Raw genomic sequence first — 19,556 nt, forward strand, 5'->3', positions numbered from 1 at the left:
GGTGGAAACAGTGGATGGCGATTCTTATTTCGGCGCTTCTTTGAAGCGCCTGCCTTTGACACGGGATGGGGAACCGATCAAAAGAACCTACTGTGCATTTTGGAAAAAGAATCATGACAGTCAGTTAGTGGAAGAATTCGCTCAGATTCTGAAATCGTTGTTTTGATAATCACATTAATTGAACTTATTCGAAAGCCTCTTATTTCAAATTGATTGATTACTTACATGTATTTATAATGAAATCATGCCAAGTGATTAAAAGCGCACCGAGAAAAACAGGAAGCGCAGATTCGAAATAGGAGGCTTTTACTTATGGCAATCAGCAGGTATGCAAATGAATATCATGAGAAGATGTTTCCCGGTTATGTGTCTGATTTTCGGCGGACAGATCCGGAGTTCAGTGAAAGGTTTGATAATTTTGCCTTTGATGAGGTATTGAATCAGCCTGGCCAGCAGCTTCCGGACAAGACAAGGTTCATGGCTATCCTTGCGGTTCTCATCGGATGTCAGGGCATTGATGAATATAAGGTCATGGTTCCCGCCGCCATGCATTTCGGTGTGACTCCGGTGGAAGTCAAGGAAATTGTGTATCAGGCAGTGGCTTATCTGGGTATCGGCAGGGTATTTCCTTTCCTTAAAGCAGCCAATGCAGTGCTTGAAAAAGCAGGAATTCACCTTCCCTTGGAAGGGCAGGCGGCTACTACCATGGAAAATCGAAGAGAAGCAGGAGCCCAGGCGCAGGTAGATATCTTCGGTGAAAGCATGAAGGATTTCTGGAAATCCGGTCCTCAGGAGTCAAGACACATCCGTCTGTGGCTGACCGATAACTGCTTTGGCGACTACTACACCAGAACCGGTCTGGACTACAGGCAGCGGGAAATGATTACATTCTGCTTTCTTGCAGCCCAGGGAGGCTGTGATCCACAACTGACAAGCCATGCAGCAGCCAATATGCGGATCGGTAATGATAAAGCATTCCTGATCAGAGTCATCAGCAGCTGCCTGCCGTTTATCGGATATCCCAGATCTCTGAATGCGCTGGCCTGTGTCAACCGGGCAGCAGAAAAGACGATGTCAGAAAAAGCATAACAGGGTGGTTCCTGTTTATCAGGGCAGATGACCCGGGATGATCTCTTCAAAAGACTAAAACAGCGGCGGATGCCTGCAGATAAAGAAACTCAGGTTTCCTTTCATGCATGTTTCTGCTTTCAGCTGAAAATAATCATTTATCAAGATATATAGATAATAATTTAAGAACACAGGAGGATTTAAAAATGAAAAGAACATGGTTCATTACTGGTGTATCGAGTGGATTTGGCAACGAAATGACAAAACAGCTTCTGGCAAAAGGAGATACAGTGATTGGCACAGTGCGCAGTACCAAAAAGGTAGAAGCATTGATGAAACAGTATCCGGACACTTTTGATGTAATGATGCTGGATATGACTGATATTCCTGCTGTGCATGATGCAGTGCGCATGGCTTTTGGTAAGCATGAAACCATCGATGTGGTCGTTAGCAACGCAGGATATGGGCTCTTTGGCTGTGCAGAAGAGCTTCCGGAAAAGGAAATCAACAAAATTTTAGCCACCAATCTCCAGGGACCGATCATGCTTATACGGGATGTTATTCCTTATCTCAGACGGCAGGGGGGTGGAAGGATTATTCAGCTCTCTTCCTACGGCGGACAGGTTGCCTACGCAGCCAATTCACTCTACCATGCTACTAAATTCGGCATTGAGGGCTTCTGCGAATCGGTAGCTCAGGAAGTGGCACAGTTCCATATCGGAGTTACCATCGTGGAACCAGGCGGAGCCAGAACAGAATTCCGCTACGGAAGCGCCAGAGTGACTCCAAACCTTATGCCGGTGTATAAAGAACAGCATGGATTCCTGAAAATGCTGGATCCCGCCAATGGACTGGCACCGGGAGATCCGGCAAAGATGGCAGCCAGAATGATCGAATCCGTTGATCGAAATCCGGCTCCTCTCCGTATGGTGCTGGGTTCACAGGCCCTTAAGGCAACTATTGAACGGCTGGAAGAAAGAGTGGCAGATTACAGAACCCAGAAGGATCTGGCTGCATCCACCGATATTGTTGAGTAAATAAAAAAAGGAGAACATGCCATGGGAAAGAGTTTGATTATTTATTTCAGCCGGGCCGAGGAGAACTATTCCGTAGGTTATATTACTAAAGGCAATACAGAAATTGCGGCGGAATATGTAAAAGAGCTCACCGGTGCGGATATGTTTAAAGTAGAACCCCTTGTCCCGTACGCTTCTGATTACCGTACCTGTACTGAAGAGGCAAGGCAGAGAATAGGACACGCTCCCATTAAAAACAACCTGGGCTCTCTGGAAGCCTATGATGTGATTTATGTTATGAGTCCTATTTATTGGGGGACCTTTGCGCCGGAAATGGAAACGGCTCTTATGGGACTCGATTTTACGGGAAAAACAATCCGCATTATCACGACCCATGAGGGCTCCGGTTTGGGAAATGTGGTTTCCGATGTGAGCCGCATCTGCAAAGGTGCCAGGGTGGACAGGAAAGGCCTGGCCATTCGGGGATCACAGGTGAAACAGTCCAGAGACAGAATCGCTCAATGGCTGCGGTCCGAAAGGAGATAAAATAATGAGCAGAGTTTGGCTTATTACCGGGTCCAACAGAGGACTGGGACGGGCTTTTGCAGAAAAGGCCGCCAGTCTTGGAGATAAGGTCATTGCCGGCACGAGAAAGATTGATTTAGGGGACGATTTTTATCAGAATGAAAATGTACTGCCTGTAAAAATGGATGTCACAAATCCGCAGGAAATCAGTGAAGCGGTTCAGGCAGGAGCAAAACGATTCGGCAGCATTGATATTCTGATCAATAATGCCGGCTATGGAATCAGTGGAGCTTTTGAGGAAGTATCAGAGAAAAACCTTCGCCAGCTCTTTGAAACCGATTATTTCGGTGTGACTCGGGTGATCAGAGCCGTTCTTCCCATTATGAGGCGTCAGCGGAGCGGCAGGATCCTGTCCGTGGCTTCGCAGGCGGGGGTTATGGGATTTTTAGGAAGCAGTGCCTATTGCTCTGCCAAATTTGCCGTTGTAGGACTTACACAGGCTCTTCGAGAAGAGCTTGCTCCCTTCGGTATTCAGGTTTCCGTCATTTGCCCCGGGTCTTTCCGTACCGATTTCCGGGATAAAAGTTCCATGCAGTTTGCAGATAAGGAAATTGCTGATTATAAAGATTCGAATGTTCATCGGGCTTCCCTGTTCCTGAAGGAACACAACCACAGACAGGAAGGGGATCCTGGAAAAGCGGCATCCTTTATTGCAGAAATTCTTTCCAGGGAAATTCTTCCCAAACGAATTATGATTGGAAAAAACTGCTGTACTGCAGTGAGGGATGACCTGGAACGTCAGATAGAGGAAATTGACAGTTATCAGAAAAAATCTTCCATGACTGATTTCATGGAGTGAAAGGGAATGCAATGCAGGAACCGGCAGGCAGTCTCTTGGGTAGAAGAGATAAAAAGGAGAGCAGCATGACAGTTTTTGAAGAATTACGGAATGGCGCCGGCTATGATATTCGGGATGAAAAATACCAGAAAGAAGTGCATGGTGAAATTGACCGCTGCGATCATCTCTGCTGGCAGATCAATACAACAGACCCTTCAGATAAAGAAAAGCTGAAAGTACTGGAAAACGAACTGCTGCAAGGTCAGATCAGGGACGGTTCATTCATTACTCCACCTATGCATATCGACTGCGCAGGTACAGTTCATATCGGGAAGAACGTATATATCAACCATGACTTGAATATGATGTCCCTGGGGTCCATTACCATTGAAGATGGAGTTATGATTGGTCCGGAATGCGGCTTTTTCACGGTAAACCATGAACCGAAAAATATTCGGGTCATCAGAACAAAGCCGATCTGCATTAAGAAAAATGCCTGGCTTGGAGCCAGAGTCAGTGTAGTCCCCGGTGTTACCATAGGCGAGAATGCCATTATCGGTACCGGTTCCGTGGTGACAAAAGACATTCCGGCGGACAGTATAGCTGTTGGAAATCCGGCAAAGGTGATCAGAAAAATAGAAAAATAGTGAACGGGTAAGAAAATTCACGGAAGACAGATGATCATATCGGTCTTCCTTCTGTTTTACCTGTACCTTCAAGGGTTCCTCAAGGCGGTTTCGGCAGTTTGAAACTGATTTGAGGGATTTTTTCTATGAGCAGGAACCCATAACTCTTCCGTGATTATCTAGACAAAAAGCCCAAGATACTGTATGATTAGAGGGAAATGGAAGAGAGTGATCTTGTGATTGATAAACAAATGATTTCTGAATCCCTGTCCAAATGGGGCGTAGATGGTCTCTTTGTACAGAAGGATGAGAACTTACGGTACATCAGTGGATTTACCGGTTCGGACAGTTATCTTTTCGTAACATCGGAAGCGTTTTACCTTCTGACTGACAGCCGCTATGTGGAGCAGGCCAAAGAGGAGGCTTCCGGTTTTGAGGTGGTAGATTATCATGGAAAACTGGCAGAGGTATTGGCCGGTCTTGTGAAATCCCATCGTGTGGAGAAACTTGGCATCGAGTCGGTTTTGTCTTACAGGATGTATCTTTCTTTTGATGAAGTCATGCCGGAAGTGTCCTTTGAATTCTGTCCGGTGGATGAGGTAAGGCGGATCAAGTCGAAGGAAGAACTTTCGCTTCTTGCTGAAGCCTGCAAGATTTCAGATGAAGGTTTTAAGAATACGATTCCCTATATCCATGCCGGTGTGACAGAACGTTATCTGCAGGCAGTGCTGGAGTGTGAAATGCTCAAGGCCGGTTCGGAAGGCAAGTCTTTTGATACGATCGTGGCTTCCGGTGAACGGGGCGCTTATCCTCATGGCACAGCGACAGACAAAGTAATCGAAGAGGGAGATCTCATCACTTTTGATTTCGGTGCCATATATAAAGGCTATCATTCAGATATTACCAGGACCGTTGCGGTGGGAAAAATTTCCGACCGTCAGCGTTTCCTCTATGATAAAGTACTTGGCTGCAATGAGTATGTAGAGTCTATTCTGAAGGCAGGCATGCGGGCTGACGAAGCGGATACGGCGGCCAGAGTTTATTTGAAGGAGTGGGGGCTTGATTCCTATTTTACCCATGCCCTTGGACACAGTGTAGGTCTTGAGATTCATGAGGCGCCGGTGCTGGCCCAGAGGGATAAGTCCCTTCTTGAAGTGAATATGACGGAAACTGTTGAGCCGGGTGTATATATTCCCGGAACCGGTGGAGTCCGTATCGAAGATACGGTTGTTATACGGCAGGATGGGATTTCCATTCTGACCCAATTTCCCAAAAAATTTTTACAAGTGTAGCAGGAGGAAGATTTAAATGATTTCTAGTAATGATTTACGTCCCGGTATTACCGTTGAACTCGACGGACAGGTATGGCAGTGTGTAGAATTTCTGCATGTAAAACCGGGCAAAGGTGCTGCTTTCGTTCGTGCCAAACTGAAGAATCTGCAGAATGGTTCTGTCGTAGAACGCAAGTTCAACGCAGGTATTAAGCTGCAGCCTGCAACTGTGGAACGCAAGCCCATGCAGTATCTCTACGAAGCTGATGGCTCCTACTGCTTTATGGATACAGAAACATATGAACAGATCATGCTGAGCAAAGAACAGCTCGGTGACAAGATCAACTTCCTGAAAGAAGAAATGGAATGCACTGTCATGTTCTTCAACGGCACCATCATTGGCGTAGATATCCCGAACTCCGTTGAACTGAAGGTTGTTGAAACAGAACCCGGCATCCGCGGCGATACAGCTACCGGTGGTTCCAAACCTGCTAAGATGGAAACCGGTTATATCGTATCTGTTCCGCTTTTCATCAATGAAGGAGAAGTTCTCCGCATTGATACCCGTACCGGTGCTTATATTGAACGTGTAAAATAATCGGGTGACGGCCTATGGAAACAGCGGCTGTAGAATGCGACCTGGGGAAGGTGCGCATTGCAGACCGGGTAATCGCCATGACGGCCCGGTCTGCAGCGCTTCAGGTGCAGGGGATTGCAGGCATGGGGGAGACATTTCTCCAGAGCCTGTCTTCTGTAATTTCCGACAGGGATACGGACGGTGTTCATGTGGGTTTTAAGGATGGATCCGTGGTTCTTGATCTTTACGTCTGCGTGCATCACGGCTTGCGCATTCCTGCTGTAGCTCTGGCGCTGCAGGAAAAAGTAAAGGAAGAGGTGTCGGACTGTCTCGGAATCCGTGTGTCTGCGGTAAATGTCAATGTATCCGGCATTGTTTTTGATAAGGATCAGGCAGAATGAGTCAGGATGAATCCATTACCATTGTTCCGGAAGAGGAAGTTTATGAGAAAATTGAGAAGGCAGTGCTGGCTATTCCCGAGGTATCACATTTTACTTCTGACGGTTTCCAGGACATGATTTCCGGACTGTCGCAGGCTTTCGGTTTCCATGGTCACAGGGGACTACTAGTGCGCCGCAGTCGAAAGAAGGGCATCAAAGTGGATATGTCGCTGGCTCTCTATAAAGGGTGCCGGGTCATTGAAACGGCCCGCTATGTGCAGCTGGTGGTAAGGAATCTTCTCCTTTCCCTGACGGATGAAACCATTTATGGAATTGATGTAACGATTACAGATGTTGTGAGTGGAAAGAGGTCATCATGAGCAGAAGAAGTGCAAGAGAGTATGCTCTCAAGGTTTTATATTCCCGGGAGCTGAATCCGGAAACGGAAGCCATTGATGCGGACGATATGGATTTATCGGAAAAGGATCGGGCTTTTGCGGATGCTCTGGTGCAGGCGGTGTCCGGACATGGGGAAATCGATGGACTGATTGCCGCCAACCTTAAGCACTGGTCCCTTTCCCAACTCAATGTGGTGGATAAGAATATTCTGCGCCTGGCTTTGGCAGAGTATCGTTTCCTCGGCGAGCAGGCTTCTGATCGTAAGGTCATTATGAATGAAGCTATTGAGATGGCCAAGGTTTACGGCGGAGATTCATCCTATTGCTTTGTGAACGGCGTATTAAATGAGGCAATGAAAGGATAATTATGAGCAGGTTTCTTGGAATAGATACCAGCTGCTATACCACGTCGGCTGCTGTGTATGATTCTTCCGGGAAGCTGGCGGGGGAAGAAAGGATCGTGCTTTCCGTCAAGGAAGGAAACCGGGGGCTTTCCCAGTCCCAGATGGTTTTCCAGCATACGAAAAATCTTCCTGTCATCCTGCAGAAACTATCTCCTCTCCTGCAGGACATCAAGGGAATCGGAGTATCTTCTTTTCCACGGAGGCGGGCAGATTCGTATATGCCCGCTTTTCTTGTGGGTAGAGGAACCGCTTTTTCTCTTTCCGCCCTTCTCCATGTGCCGGTGTATGAGTTCAGTCATCAGGAAAATCATGCCTTGGCGGCTATAAGGAAAGTGCCTTCTCTCTGGAGGCATCCTTTTTATATGATGCACATGTCCGGTGGTACTCAGGATGTGCTTTCCTGCAGGTGGAAAGAGGAAGGAATGGAGATTACCACTCTTATGGACTCCAGAGATATCACTGCGGGACAATTGATTGACCGGGCAGGCGTCTCGCTGGGTCTTCATTTTCCATGCGGAAAGGAGTTGGAGAAACTGGCGCTCTCCGGCCACCATACCTACCATATTCCCCGGTCTTCGGTCAAAGGAAGCTTCAGCTTTTCCGGACCGGAAACTAAAGTGCTGCGGGACATTGCCGAAGGTCTTTATCGGAAAGAGGATATTGCAGAGGGTGTACTTGAGCATATCGGAAAAGCTCTGGATAAAGAACTCTCCGCCTTTCCTTTTGATCCGACTCTTCCCTTCATTGCAGTAGGCGGTGTTATGGCAAATGCTTATCTTCGCGGCCGGGTGGAATCCATTCTTGGAAAGCGGCATATGAAGGTTTACTTTGCGGATATTTCTGCCAGCAGTGATAATGCTACAGGAAATGCTTTTGGAGCGTATAGGAGATATGGTGAAGAGAATAGACAGTAAAAGGGGTTAGAACTAAGAATTTCTCTTTTTAAAGTCGGCGATGCGCATATTTCTCCGGGAGGAAAGTTTTCTGCTTTTTTCAGGCAGGATTGGAGCTAAGAGAAAATTTGCTGTGGTTTGGAGAACTTCACCATCCTGGTGCTGGGATGGTGGAGTGGTTTCTTTTGTTTGGCAGGCAGAGAAAATGGACTATGGTGGTGCCGTGGCTTACTGTCACTGTGCTGCAGCAGCTTTTTCAACTGCTGTGCTTCCTTGTCTTCAGGCAGGTACAAATATGAAAATCTACAGTGTGAATGAATGCAGTCGTCTGATGGCCGGCCGCATGAAGAAGGACTATATTTTTGATCATATAGCAGTGCGGGGCACTGTTTCATCTGTCCATACTCATTTTTCAGGAATCACCTATTTCAGCCTTTTGGATGGAGAATCCCGCCTTTTCTGCGTCATTGGCAGGATGAGCAGTACTTTCCTGAAAAGACGGCTGGAAGGAGGCATGGAGGTAACGGTGGTAGGTGACATCCGCTACAACACTTTTTCCGGATGGCCCAGTCTTTTCGTAGAACGAATCCTGAATGTGCAAAAGAGCAGGGAAGCGGAAGAAAGAGAGAATCTGATAAAGGAGCTTACAGAGCTCGGTTACTTTGACCCTCTCCGCAAAAAGGAACTGCCTCATTTCCCTTTTCATATTGGTATCATTTCTTCCGAAAGCGGTGCTGTGGTACATGATATTGTCAAAACGGGGCATCTTAGAAATCCCTGTGTGCGGTATACGCTTTACAGTTCTTCTGTTCAGGGCAGAGAAGCATCTTTGGACATGGCTCAAAGGATTCACGAGGCGGAAGAATCCCCGGATCGCCCGGATGTATTGATTCTGGCGCGAGGCGGCGGGGCGGAAGAAGATCTTTCGCCTTTTAATGACAGGACCGTTCTGGATGCAGTCCATGAATGTTCTATTCCTTTAATTTCAGCGGTGGGTCACGAAACAGATACCACTCTGACAGATCTGGCTGCAGACCGGCGTGCCTCTACACCTACCCAGGCAGCTGAAATTGCCATTCCGGAACGGAAGGTCTGGATTCATCTTTTAAAAGATTCTCTTGACCATTTGGAGAAGGGAAAAGCGTCTGCCCTTGATGAAAGGCGAGAAGCAGTAAAGGAGTCACTCCTTTCTCTGGGAAAGCAGATTTCTCCTGAAAAAGTCCATCGCCTTCGTCTGGAAACTCTTTCCTGCACCCTCTTTTTGGAGCGTTCCATGGACAAATATATGAAACTCAGATATCAGCAGGTGCTGGATTCTCTTGTCCGGCTGGCGGATGGCAGAAAGGATGGATAGGGATATGGGTACATCGAAAAGTCTTACCTTTGAAGAAAATATGAAACGGCTTCAGAAGGCGGCAGATCTGGTTTCTTCCGGACAGGGGAGTCTGGAAGAAATGGCATCCCGGTACCGGGACGGGATTGAAGCAGCTAAAGCCTGTCTGGCTGTCCTCAAAGAAATGGATGGAGAACTGACTGTGATTTCAAAGCAGACAGAAGAGCTGCTGAATGAGGAGATGGATAAAGATGATCAAGGATCTGCTGCAAACGAAACAAAAGCTCATTAATGATCGGCTTTCCTGCCTTTTGAAGGCAGATATCAGGGAACATGAAACTCTTTATGCTTCCATGAATTACAGCTTACTGGCAGGTGGTAAACGGATAAGGCCTTTCCTTTTTCTTACGATTTTAGATACTCTGGGAGTAGACAGCAGTGCATATCTGGATGCAGCTTGTGCTTTGGAATGTGTGCATACCTATTCTCTTATTCATGATGACCTTCCGGCCATGGATAATGATGACTACAGAAGAGGACGGCTCACAAATCATAAAGTTTACGGTGCCGGCATGGCCACTCAGGCGGGGGATGGTCTTTTGACCGCTGCTTTCCAGATTCTGGCGGAAGAAAAAAACATAGCTGCCCCAATTCGAGTGGAACTCATTTCTATCCTGGCCCGGGCGGCCGGTCCGAAAGGCATGGTAGGAGGACAGGCCCATGACATGGAAGCGGAAGGAAAACAGCTGGACCTCAAAGAACTGAAAATTCTGGATGCCTGCAAGACAGGGTGCCTTCTTTCTGCTCCGGTTTCCATGGCTTGTGCCGTAGCAGAAGTTCCTTTAAAAGAAAGACTCCTTCTGGAAAATTTTGCTTCGCATTTGGGTCTTCTCTTCCAAATCACAGATGACCTGCTGGATGAAAAAGGAAATCTGGAAGACATGGGGAAAATGCCCGGTCAGGATGAAAAGGATCATAAGTCTACTTTCGTAACCATTCTGGGAGCAGAAAAAGCGGAGATGTATGCAGAACAGGAAGCTTCTCTGGCAAAAGAAGCATTGGCAAAACTGCCTTTTGATAGTACAATTCTGTATGAACTTGTGGATTTGATTCTGCATAGGAAGAAATAGAAGGGTAAGAAGTTAGAAAATTGTTTTTTTAAGCAATATCCGGTACTTTTTACATAGGGACTCTTTTTTCTACGGTAATTTCCCTGAAGTACCGGCCTATTCATCTATCTTGCAGGCAATACAGCATTTAAACAGCAAAATCAGAGGTTGAACATTGGCAAACCAGAAAGTAAAGAAAGAACGGCTTGATGTGCTCCTGGTGGAGCAGGGATTTTTTGAAAGCCGGGAGAATGCAAAACGGCATATTATGGAGGGCATCATTCTGGTGAATGATGTGCCGGTAGACAAGGCCGGGACGAAAGTGCCTGTTGATGCCAGACTCCGTATCAAAGGCCATGTTATGCCTTATGTAGGACGGGGTGGTTATAAGCTGGAAAAGGCACTTAAGGTCTTTTCTATTGATCTGAAAGACAAGGTGATGGCGGATATTGGTGCATCCACCGGAGGCTTTACGGACTGTGCCCTGCAGAACGGAGCATCCAGGGTATATGCCATTGATGTGGGTACGAACCAACTGGACTGGAAGCTGCGCTCCAATCCTCAGGTGATCAATATGGAGAAAACCAATATTAAAGTTGTAACCAAGGATCTTCTGGGGGAAATGGTGGATTTTATTTCTACCGATGTATCTTTTATTTCTGTCACAAAAATTATTCCTGCAGTTCATTCCATTTTAAAAGCAGATGGTTCTCTGGTCATTCTTATTAAACCCCAGTTTGAAGCAGGCCGTGAAAAGGTAGGTAAGGGAGGGATTGTGAAGGATCCCAAAGTTCATACAGAAGTGATTTCCGATACCCTGGAGACCTTTGCTGAAGAGCATTTTTACTGCTATGGGCTTACCTATTCTCCTATTAAGGGAGGGTCGGGAAATATTGAATTTCTGGCATGGCTGAAGCAGGATATGCCGGACAGAGAGATTACTCTCGACGATATAGAAAAAGTTGTAGATGAAGCCCATACCGGCTTGAAAGGATAGGAAGATGAAATTTGGTATTTACCCGAATCTGGAAAAAAAGAACATGAAAGAAGCACTGACAGCATTGACGTCACTGCTTCAACAAAGAAACATATTCTTCAGTTTCCCTCTTTCCATGAAAAAGGGACTTGCTGCCATGGGCTTTACTGATGCTCCTTATGAATCAGATGAACTCATGGGAACAAGGGATGTCATTCTCTCTGTAGGCGGGGATGGTTCCTTTCTGGGAGCAGCCAGGACTTTCCGCAGCTTTCCTGTGCTCATGGCTGGCCTTCATCTGGGAGACCTTGGATTTCTCAATTCCATGACACTTTCAGACATGGAACAAAGGGTGGATCAGATTCTTGCCGGTGATTTCCGAAAGGAATCCCGTCTCTATCTTTCTTCTTTTATTGTTCATGAAGACGGCGTTAAAGAAGAGCTTCCGGATGTATTAAATGATGTGGTCATCGGTCATGGTTCTATCGGACAGCTGGCCAGAATCCGCCTTTTTATCAATGAGAGCTTCATTCAGGAATATGCGGCTGATGGTCTTATCATTTCTTCTCCTACCGGATCTACGGGGTATTCTCTTTCCTGCGGAGGACCGGTGCTGGGGCCATCGGATGACCGGGTTATCATTGTTCCTATTTGTGCACATACCCTGCAGCGCTTTGCCATGGTGCTCAAAAAGGATGATACAGTCAAGATTAGGCTGCCGGAAAGAGAAAGACAGCTAAGCCTGTCTTTGGACGGTGCTTATTCTTTCACTTTTTCCCATACAGATACGCTTTATGTTAAAAGCACGGAGAAACCTATTCGATTTATTCGATTTAAAGATCAGGATTTTTTTGGAAGCATTACAAGAAAATTGGTCAGGAAAGTGGCAGACTGCGGAAAGTAAGGGATTAAGCAGTACTCCTGCTGCCAGGAGATAAAGATTTTCTTGACAAATCTTCTCTAATTGTGTATCCTATTATTTGTAACCGATGTCGGGACGTAGCTCAGTTTGGTAGAGCGCTACCTTGGGGTGGTAGAGGTCGCATGTTCGAATCATGTCGTTCCGACCACTTTTTTTATTTCAACATATTCATGATTTTCTATTTAAACTCGTAAAGTGAGGTCTTTTCTTTGAACAGAGTCAAATCGGTGATGCTGCTGACACTGCTCAGCGTGATTCTCATGGCTATCGGCGGAGTCGTAGGCGGCAGGAGCGGTGCACTTACCATGCTTCTTATTTCATTCGCCATGAATTTTTTTACCTACTGGAATTGTGACAAGATGGCGCTGAATGCTTATAATGCCCAGCCTCTTTCAGAGGAGGATGTGCCTGAACTCTTTCAGCTGGTACGGGAACTGACAGCAAAGGCACATATGCCTATGCCCCGACTCTATGTAATTCCTACGGAAGTGCCCAATGCCTTTGCCACCGGCAGGAATGAAAATCATGCAGCTGTAGCGGTAACAGAAGGAATTCTTTCGATGCTGGATAGGGATGAACTGGCAGGAGTTTTAAGTCATGAGTTGTCACATATCCGTCATCGTGATACACTGATTATGACGCTGGCTGCATCTATTGCAACAGCTATCAGCTATATTGCCAATATTGCCCAGTGGGCTGCTATTTTTGGCGGTGCCCGGGATGAGGAGGGGAGGAGTTCCAATCCTATTGCCCTCCTGGTGACCATCGTGGTGGCGCCTCTGGCGGCTTCTCTCATCCAGCTGGCCCTTTCCCGGTCCCGTGAGTTTATGGCAGACGCTTCAGGAGCGGAAATTTCCGGCAAACCGCTGGCTCTGGCCAATGCGCTTTTGAAGCTGGATGCTTATGCCCATCATAAGGTAATGGCTGATGCGAAACCGGCTACCAGCGGGCTCTTCATCATTAACCCACTGGCCGGTGTCGGCGGAATGGCAAATCTGTTTTCTACTCATCCCCCTACAGAGGAGAGGGTGGAGAAGCTGCGTGAGATCGCGGCAAAAATGCATTCTTAATTAAGGAGGGTCATATTTATGGCTGACATTCAGAAAACTCTTGTACTTGTAAAACCGGACGGCGTGAAGAAGCATATCTGCGGTGAAGTGATTTCCCGTTTTGAAAGAAAGGGCCTTTCCATTCATGCAATCAAAATGATCCAGGTTCCTGTGGAACTGGCAGAAGAACATTATGCTGAACATAAAGGCAAGGGTTTCTTCAAAGCTCTCATCGATTTCATTACCTCCGGTCCTGTACTGGCTATGGTTATCGAAGGAGAAAATGCTGTGGCTGCAGTTCGCCAGATTAACGGCGCTACCAATCCTCTGGAAGCAGTACCGGGCTCCATCCGCGGCGATTTTGCTACTTCCATCGATGAAAACGTAGTACACGCTTCCGATGCTCCGGAAACAGCAGCAAGAGAAATTGCTCTCTGGTTCCCTGAATTGAAGAAATAAGGTGATTGTCATGGCAAAGGTATATACTCGTACAGGAGATAAAGGTAAAACCAGCCTCTATACCGGTGAGAGGGTATCTAAAGGCAGTCTTCGTGTTGAAACGTATGGTACAGTGGATGAAGCCGATTCCGTTCTGGGAGAAGCCCGCGCTTTTGCAGTTCATGACAATGTAAAGGAAACGATTTATAAACTTCAGAAGGAATTGTGGCTTCTCATGGCCGATGTGGCCAGTGTCGGCAAGGAACCGAATATTACTCCGGAACATGTGACCAATCTTGAGCACATTATCGACCAGTATACGGAATCTTTAGCTCCGCTGGATCATTTCCTGGTACCGGGAGACACACAGAGTGCCAGCTTCCTGGATGTGGCCCGCACAGTGGTGCGCAGAGCAGAAAGAAACATGTGGCGTCTTAGCGAGACAGAAGATGTACACGAAGTAGACATCCGTTATCTGAATCGTCTTTCTGATCTCTGCTTTACGCTGGCCCGCTATGAAGCAGAAGTGAAATAATCGACTTTCCGATTTTGGAAGGAGATATTCATGTCATTGAATAGCTCCTTCTTTTATTTTATAATGGCGGCGGAGGCCTTTATCCTTCCGTCCTTTTTGCGATTATCTGCCGGTATGGACAGCGGGCATCAATAAAAGGAAAGGGGCGGATCGTTTTCCGGCCTTGAATCAGGCAGGAAGAGCGTATGTAATACAGAGCAAATGAAATATACCTTAGATGTACGGGTATATAACTATATCACCCTTTTTATGGCAACAGGAGGAAATCATGGAATTATTGGCACCGGCAGGATCACCGGAACATTTAAGAGCAGCCCTTGATGCTGGGGCTGATGCGGTTTATTTGGGCGGTAAGCTTTTCAGTGCCCGCCGGTTTGCTGGTAATTTTTCCGATGAGGAAATAAAAACCGCCGTACGGGAGGCTCATCTTCACGGTGCCTGTGTATACGTGACACTGAATACACTGATCGGAGATGTGGAGATTGAAAAGTTGAAGGAATATCTGACATTTCTGGAAACGCTTCCTATTGACGGGCTCTTGGTACAGGACCTGGGTGTAGCTGCTCTTGCCCGTAAGTTCGCTCCTTCTATTCCTCTTCATGCCAGCACGCAGATGACTATTTCCAATCTGGATGGTGCTCTTTTTATGAAATCTCTGGGATTCCAGCGGGTGGTGCTCTCGCGGGAGCTGTCTCTTTCAGAAATAAAAAAAATTGTACAGGAATCCGGTGTGGAGATTGAGGTTTTTGTGCATGGGGCTCTTTGCGTGTGCTATTCGGGACAGTGTCTCATGAGTTCTTTCATGGGTGGACGGAGCGGAAATAGAGGTGCCTGTGCGCAACCATGCCGCATGCCTTATCATCTCACAGATGAAAAAGGGCACGTATATAACCATGAAGGCAGTTACATTTTGAGTTTGAAAGATATGATGGGCATTGAGCGGATTCCTGATTTTCTCTCAGCCGGCGTAGCTTCTCTCAAGGTCGAAGGACGCATGAAAAGCGTAGAATATGTATATAATACGGTTTCTGCCTATCGGAAGGCTATTGATGAAGCAGAAAAGAAAGCAGTATCGGATACGGCACCGCTGGTGCTTTCTCTGCAGGAGGAGTTTAACCGGGGGTACTCTTCCTCCTATTTGGATGACCATATCGGAAGAGGGATGATTACGGCCCTGGCTCCAGGAAATCATGGTGTGGATGCAGGAAGGGTAGAATCTATCCGCGGTTCTTCTTTTTATTTTCATTCTTCCTTATCTCTTGTATCCGACAGAATTACCGGCATTTCCTATGAAACAGAAAATTATTCTATCGCTTTTGTACCATTGGAAGATATTCACAGGGAGAAAAATGGTGTCTTTTCTGTTTATTTTAAGGAAAGACCTAAACAAGGTGGAAAAGTGTATATGGTTGTTGAAGGTGAGAAGAAGTCTTCTGCCATGAAGGACATGAAACGCAAAATTCCGCTTACTCTTTCTTTTGAAGCCCGTCCGGGAAGTCCGCTGAAGCTGTCTCTTCGGGATAATGAAGGACATGAAGCAGCATTGGTTTCGGAATATGTGGCGGAAAAAGCAGTATCCCGCACGACATCCAGGGATGAAATTCAAAAACAGCTGGCACGGCTGGGAAATACCTGGTTTACTCTGTCTTCGGCATCCATTGTCAATGAAGGCTGCATGGTGCCCAAAAGTCTTTTGAATCACCTGCGCCAGGAAGGGGTGGAAAAGCTCTCTCTTTTACGAGAAAGAGATCATGAGAAAAATATTCCCGCACCAGGAATTCCTTCTTTCGTTCCCTTGGCTGCTCATTCCATGAAAAGGGAAGAACCTCATGTGGTGATCCGTACCTGCTCGCTGGAACTGGTGGAAGAAGGGCTTGCTCTGGGTGTGCGCCATTTTATTTTCGGCGGTGAAACTTATGACCACAGTCATGTCAAACCGGAGGCTTATGAAAAGGCCCTGTCTCTGATACGAGACAGGGGTGGGATTATGATTTTTGCCATGCCCCGGGTGGTGAGGGAGAAAAACAGAGAGAGCGTAGATCAGGAAATTCTCGGCCTGTGCACCCTTTCTCCGGATGGCTTCATGGCAGAATATCCGGGCATGCTCCATGTCTGGAGAAATGAAAATATAACGATTCCTCTCCTTGCAGGGACCTCTTTTAATCTTTTCAACGAGAAGTCAATGCAGGTCGTTGAAAATTGGGGAATGAAGGGTGCTATGGTATCGGAAGAAGCTACGATACCCCAGATTCGGGATATGGTCAAAGCTGTTTCCATTCCTTTAGCGGCTCTGGTATACGGACGTACAGAGATGATGGTGTCCGAATACTGCGTCATTAACAGTGTTATGGGAGATAAGGATAAAAATCACTGCCCAGGATACTGCAGGCAGGGATCTTATTTTCTGGAAGATGGAAAGAAAAGCCGTTTTCCTGTAAAAACAGATGCCTGGTGCCATATGCATATTTTAAATTCCCATGTTCTCGATATGGCACCTTACCTTAAAGAATTAATAAATATCGGTCTTTCCGGTTTCGTCATGGATTTCAGAGGCGAAGAAAAGAATGCGGGAAGGAAGATATCCGAGTATATGGATATCATACATGGACGAAGAAAAGCGCCTCTTCCGGACGAAGAGAAAGGTTTCACCAGAGGCCATTTCTTCAAAGGAGTTTTATAAATGGAAAAAGATATACTTGAAATACTGGAGTTTGATCAGATCAGAGAAAGGCTTGCAAAGCTGGCACCTTCTGCCCTTTCGAAAGAAAGAGCTCTTCATTTGACTCCATCCTATGTGCCGGAGGTTGTGGAAAAAAGTCTTCAGGAAACGGAAGAAGCGTCCGCTCTAATGGAGAAGGAGATCACTACCCCTCTTGGAGAGACGCATGATATTCTGGGACTTCTGAAAAAGGCAGAGAAAGGAAGTATCCTTTCTTCCAAAGAATTTCTGGATCTGGCCAATTCCCTGGATACCTACAAGAAAATGCATCATTACTTTGAAGGAGAACGACATCTCCAGTATCCCTCGCTGGAAGAAATCTCTTCCCTTATCGTTCCGCAGGACGGTCTTATCAACCGGATTTATCAGGTTTTTGATGAACATGGAGAAGTAAAGGACCAGGCTTCGCTCAAGCTTTTCCGTATCCGTACGCAGAAAGAAACGGTAAAGTCCAGAATCCGCCGTTCTTTCCAGCATATTCTGGAGGATAAAGAAATGGCGCCATACCTGCAGGATGCCATCATTACCCAGAGAAATGGCCGTTATGTGGTGCCGGTAAAAGAAGAGTACCGTTATAAATTCAGTGGCATCGTGCATGACCGTTCTTCTACAGGGCAAACCCTTTTTATGGAACCTATGGTGTCGGTAGAACTGAATAATGACCTGGCGGAAATGACAGCAGCAGAAAAGCAGGAAATTCTGGAAATACTTACTGGCCTTACAGAGGACGTAAAGAAGACAGTAGATGTGACGAAAAATAACTGCCGTCTGGCTACAGATATGGAATTTATTTTTGCCAGGGCTCGTCTAGCTCTTTCTATGAAAGGTGTTAAGGCCCAGTATTCTCCTAACGGAGTGCTGGATTTACGGAAAGCCCGTCATCCTCTTATACCGGAAGATCAGGTGGTACCGGTTTCTATGACACTGGGTAAAACATTTCGTATCCTTGTTATCACCGGTTCCAATGCCGGTGGTAAGACCATTGCCATCAAAACGGCAGGACTTCTTTCTCTTATGAACCAGTCCGGCCTGTTCATTCCGGCAGAAGAAGGATCCATGCTGCCGGTATATAACCATATCTATGCCATTATCGGGGATGAGCAGAGTATTCAGGATAACCTTTCCACTTTTTCCAGTTATATTACCCAACTGGTATCTTTTCTGCCTTCAGCAGGGGAAAATGATCTTGTACTTCTTGATGAACTGGGATCCGGCACCGATCCGGTGGAAGGAGCGGCTCTGGCCCAGTCGGTCACTGAATTCCTGCAGATGAAAGGAGCGCCTTCTATCATTACTTCCCACTTCAGTGAGATGAAGAAGCTGGCTTATGAAACCAAAGGAATTGAAAATGCTTTCGTGGAATTTGACGAAAAAACACTGGCACCTACTTACCGTCTCATTATCGGCGTAGCAGGAAGCAGTAATGCGTTTAATATCTGCCGCCGTTTTGGCATGCCTGATGTCATTTTGGGAAGGGCTATCCAGCTCAAAAATGAATCTCCTCTCCACCATATGGAAGAAGTGATGGAAAGATTGAATCAGCAGAGCCGGGAAATGAACAGGGAAAAAGAAGAGGTTACCCATACTTTAAACCAGGCTGAGCAGTTGAAAAACCAGCTGGAAAATGCCAGAGATGAATTTTACAGGAGAAAGGATTCCATCCTGGAAAAGGCCAGGGAAGAAGCAGAAAGCATGAAACGGGATCTCCGGGTTCAATCCGAGTCTATTATTAAAGACTTGAAGAAACAGGCTGCAGATCTGGACAAAAATCAGCTGGGTGACAAGATTTCTAAAGTCAGAGGCCGTATTAACGGGCTCAATGTTCCCGGAAAAGAAAATCGACGGGAAAAGCTCCCCAAGGACCAAATCAAAAACGGAACCTATGTCTATATTGATACCATTGACAGTGAAGGCACTATTGTGGGAGTGGGCCGCAGTCAGGTTTCAGTGCAGTGCGGTCTGATTCAGGTTAAAGTTACGCCGGATCATCTCTTTAAGGCCAAAAAGCCGAAAAAGGTAGAAAGAGTACTGCCCTATGCACATAAGAAGACACCCATGTCCAAATCTGTGGCTGCTGTCCATACCGAACTGAATATCATTGGAAAAACTGTGGATGAAGCAATTCCGGAAGTAGACCGGTTCCTGAATGAATGCTTCATGGCAGGCATTTCTCCGGTGCGAATCATTCATGGTAAAGGCACAGGAAGCCTTAGAAGAGGGGTACAGGACTATCTTCGTACTTTGAACTTCGTCACTGAATTCCACGAAGCGGATCCAACCAACGGGGGAGCAGGAGTAACAGAAGTGTATTTTTAAAGACTGCAAAGAGAATTCATGGTATTACGTGAATGTTGTGTGGATGATGCCGGATATTCTTTTGGGAAGAAAGAGGCATTTTCATTTATGTGTACTGTTCACAGTTTCCTGTTTTCCATCTTTCAGTGCTTTATAGGCTCAAGTGACATCCAGTCAAAGAAAT

At 46.4% G+C, this 19,556-nt stretch carries 21 protein-coding genes and 1 tRNA gene; all 22 read left to right on the forward strand.

Annotation, left to right across the window (positions count from 1 at the left end; genetic code table 11):
• The first annotated feature begins 312 nt into the window (after positions 1 to 312).
• Positions 313 to 1,089 carry a carboxymuconolactone decarboxylase family protein gene (locus tag ACI4N7_RS08160; RefSeq protein ID WP_439732864.1) on the forward strand — a complete coding sequence of 259 codons (777 nt, stop codon included), beginning with the start codon at positions 313 to 315 and terminating at the stop codon, positions 1,087 to 1,089.
• Positions 1,090 to 1,274: 185 nt separating this feature from the next.
• Positions 1,275 to 2,105, forward strand: a complete 831-nt coding sequence (locus ACI4N7_RS08165; protein ID WP_439732865.1) for an SDR family oxidoreductase — start codon at positions 1,275 to 1,277, stop codon at positions 2,103 to 2,105.
• Positions 2,106 to 2,126: 21 nt separating this feature from the next.
• Positions 2,127 to 2,630, forward strand: coding sequence for a flavodoxin (locus ACI4N7_RS08170; protein WP_439732866.1), 504 nt, complete (start codon positions 2,127 to 2,129; stop codon positions 2,628 to 2,630).
• A 4-nt stretch (positions 2,631 to 2,634) separates the two neighbouring features.
• Positions 2,635 to 3,468 (forward strand): SDR family oxidoreductase, encoded by an 834-nt coding sequence (locus tag ACI4N7_RS08175; protein ID WP_439732867.1) that lies wholly within the window; start codon positions 2,635 to 2,637, stop codon positions 3,466 to 3,468.
• A 65-nt stretch (positions 3,469 to 3,533) separates the two neighbouring features.
• Entirely contained in the window at positions 3,534 to 4,094 is a 561-nt protein-coding gene (locus tag ACI4N7_RS08180) for a DapH/DapD/GlmU-related protein (RefSeq protein ID WP_439732868.1), read from the forward strand.
• A gap of 197 nt (positions 4,095 to 4,291) precedes the next feature.
• On the forward strand, positions 4,292 to 5,365 hold the full coding sequence (locus ACI4N7_RS08185; protein ID WP_439732869.1) for a M24 family metallopeptidase: 1,074 nt from the start codon (positions 4,292 to 4,294) through the stop codon (positions 5,363 to 5,365).
• Between the two features lie 16 nt (positions 5,366 to 5,381).
• Positions 5,382 to 5,942 (forward strand): elongation factor P, encoded by a 561-nt coding sequence (efp, locus tag ACI4N7_RS08190; RefSeq protein WP_439732870.1) that lies wholly within the window; start codon positions 5,382 to 5,384, stop codon positions 5,940 to 5,942.
• A 14-nt stretch (positions 5,943 to 5,956) separates the two neighbouring features.
• Complete coding sequence (locus ACI4N7_RS08195) at positions 5,957 to 6,322, forward strand: Asp23/Gls24 family envelope stress response protein (RefSeq protein ID WP_439732871.1); 366 nt, start codon at positions 5,957 to 5,959, stop codon at positions 6,320 to 6,322.
• Positions 6,319 to 6,681, forward strand: coding sequence for a hypothetical protein (locus tag ACI4N7_RS08200; RefSeq protein WP_439732872.1), 363 nt, complete (start codon positions 6,319 to 6,321; stop codon positions 6,679 to 6,681). The genes ACI4N7_RS08195 and ACI4N7_RS08200 overlap by 4 nt, the downstream gene beginning before the upstream one ends.
• Positions 6,678 to 7,064 carry a transcription antitermination factor NusB gene (gene nusB / locus ACI4N7_RS08205; protein WP_439732873.1) on the forward strand — a complete coding sequence of 129 codons (387 nt, stop codon included), beginning with the start codon at positions 6,678 to 6,680 and terminating at the stop codon, positions 7,062 to 7,064. The genes ACI4N7_RS08200 and nusB overlap by 4 nt, the downstream gene beginning before the upstream one ends.
• 2 nt (positions 7,065 to 7,066) lie before the next feature.
• Positions 7,067 to 8,017, forward strand: a complete 951-nt coding sequence (locus tag ACI4N7_RS08210) for a glycoprotease (protein WP_439732874.1) — start codon at positions 7,067 to 7,069, stop codon at positions 8,015 to 8,017.
• Positions 8,018 to 8,291: 274 nt separating this feature from the next.
• Positions 8,292 to 9,350, forward strand: coding sequence for an exodeoxyribonuclease VII large subunit (gene xseA, locus ACI4N7_RS08215; protein WP_439732875.1), 1,059 nt, complete (start codon positions 8,292 to 8,294; stop codon positions 9,348 to 9,350).
• Between the two features lie 4 nt (positions 9,351 to 9,354).
• On the forward strand, positions 9,355 to 9,621 hold the full coding sequence (gene xseB, locus ACI4N7_RS08220) for an exodeoxyribonuclease VII small subunit (RefSeq protein WP_439732876.1): 267 nt from the start codon (positions 9,355 to 9,357) through the stop codon (positions 9,619 to 9,621).
• Positions 9,581 to 10,459, forward strand: coding sequence for a polyprenyl synthetase family protein (locus ACI4N7_RS08225; protein WP_439732877.1), 879 nt, complete (start codon positions 9,581 to 9,583; stop codon positions 10,457 to 10,459). Before xseB ends, ACI4N7_RS08225 begins: the two co-directional genes overlap by 41 nt.
• Positions 10,460 to 10,613: 154 nt before the next feature.
• Entirely contained in the window at positions 10,614 to 11,435 is an 822-nt protein-coding gene (locus tag ACI4N7_RS08230; RefSeq protein WP_439732878.1) for a TlyA family RNA methyltransferase, read from the forward strand.
• 115 nt (positions 11,436 to 11,550) lie between these two features.
• Entirely contained in the window at positions 11,551 to 12,318 is a 768-nt protein-coding gene (locus tag ACI4N7_RS08235) for an NAD(+)/NADH kinase (protein ID WP_439732879.1), read from the forward strand.
• 89 nt (positions 12,319 to 12,407) lie between these two features.
• Positions 12,408 to 12,484: transfer RNA gene (locus ACI4N7_RS08240), tRNA-Pro, on the forward strand.
• A 61-nt stretch (positions 12,485 to 12,545) separates the two neighbouring features.
• Positions 12,546 to 13,406, forward strand: a complete 861-nt coding sequence (htpX, locus tag ACI4N7_RS08245) for a zinc metalloprotease HtpX (protein ID WP_439732880.1) — start codon at positions 12,546 to 12,548, stop codon at positions 13,404 to 13,406.
• Between the two features lie 27 nt (positions 13,407 to 13,433).
• Positions 13,434 to 13,844, forward strand: coding sequence for a nucleoside-diphosphate kinase (ndk, locus tag ACI4N7_RS08250; protein ID WP_438825759.1), 411 nt, complete (start codon positions 13,434 to 13,436; stop codon positions 13,842 to 13,844).
• 10 nt (positions 13,845 to 13,854) lie between these two features.
• Complete coding sequence (locus tag ACI4N7_RS08255) at positions 13,855 to 14,358, forward strand: cob(I)yrinic acid a,c-diamide adenosyltransferase (protein WP_439732881.1); 504 nt, start codon at positions 13,855 to 13,857, stop codon at positions 14,356 to 14,358.
• 268 nt (positions 14,359 to 14,626) lie between these two features.
• A complete protein-coding gene (locus tag ACI4N7_RS08260; RefSeq protein ID WP_439732882.1) occupies positions 14,627 to 17,038 on the forward strand; it encodes a DUF3656 domain-containing U32 family peptidase in 2,412 nt (803 codons plus the stop codon).
• A complete protein-coding gene (locus ACI4N7_RS08265; RefSeq protein WP_439732883.1) occupies positions 17,039 to 19,393 on the forward strand; it encodes an endonuclease MutS2 in 2,355 nt (784 codons plus the stop codon).
• Positions 19,394 to 19,556 lie beyond the last annotated feature (163 nt).

The sequence above is a fragment of the Dialister sp. genome, from assembly GCF_051885895.1.
In the GTDB taxonomy this organism is placed as follows: Bacteria; Bacillota; Negativicutes; order Veillonellales; family Dialisteraceae; genus Dialister.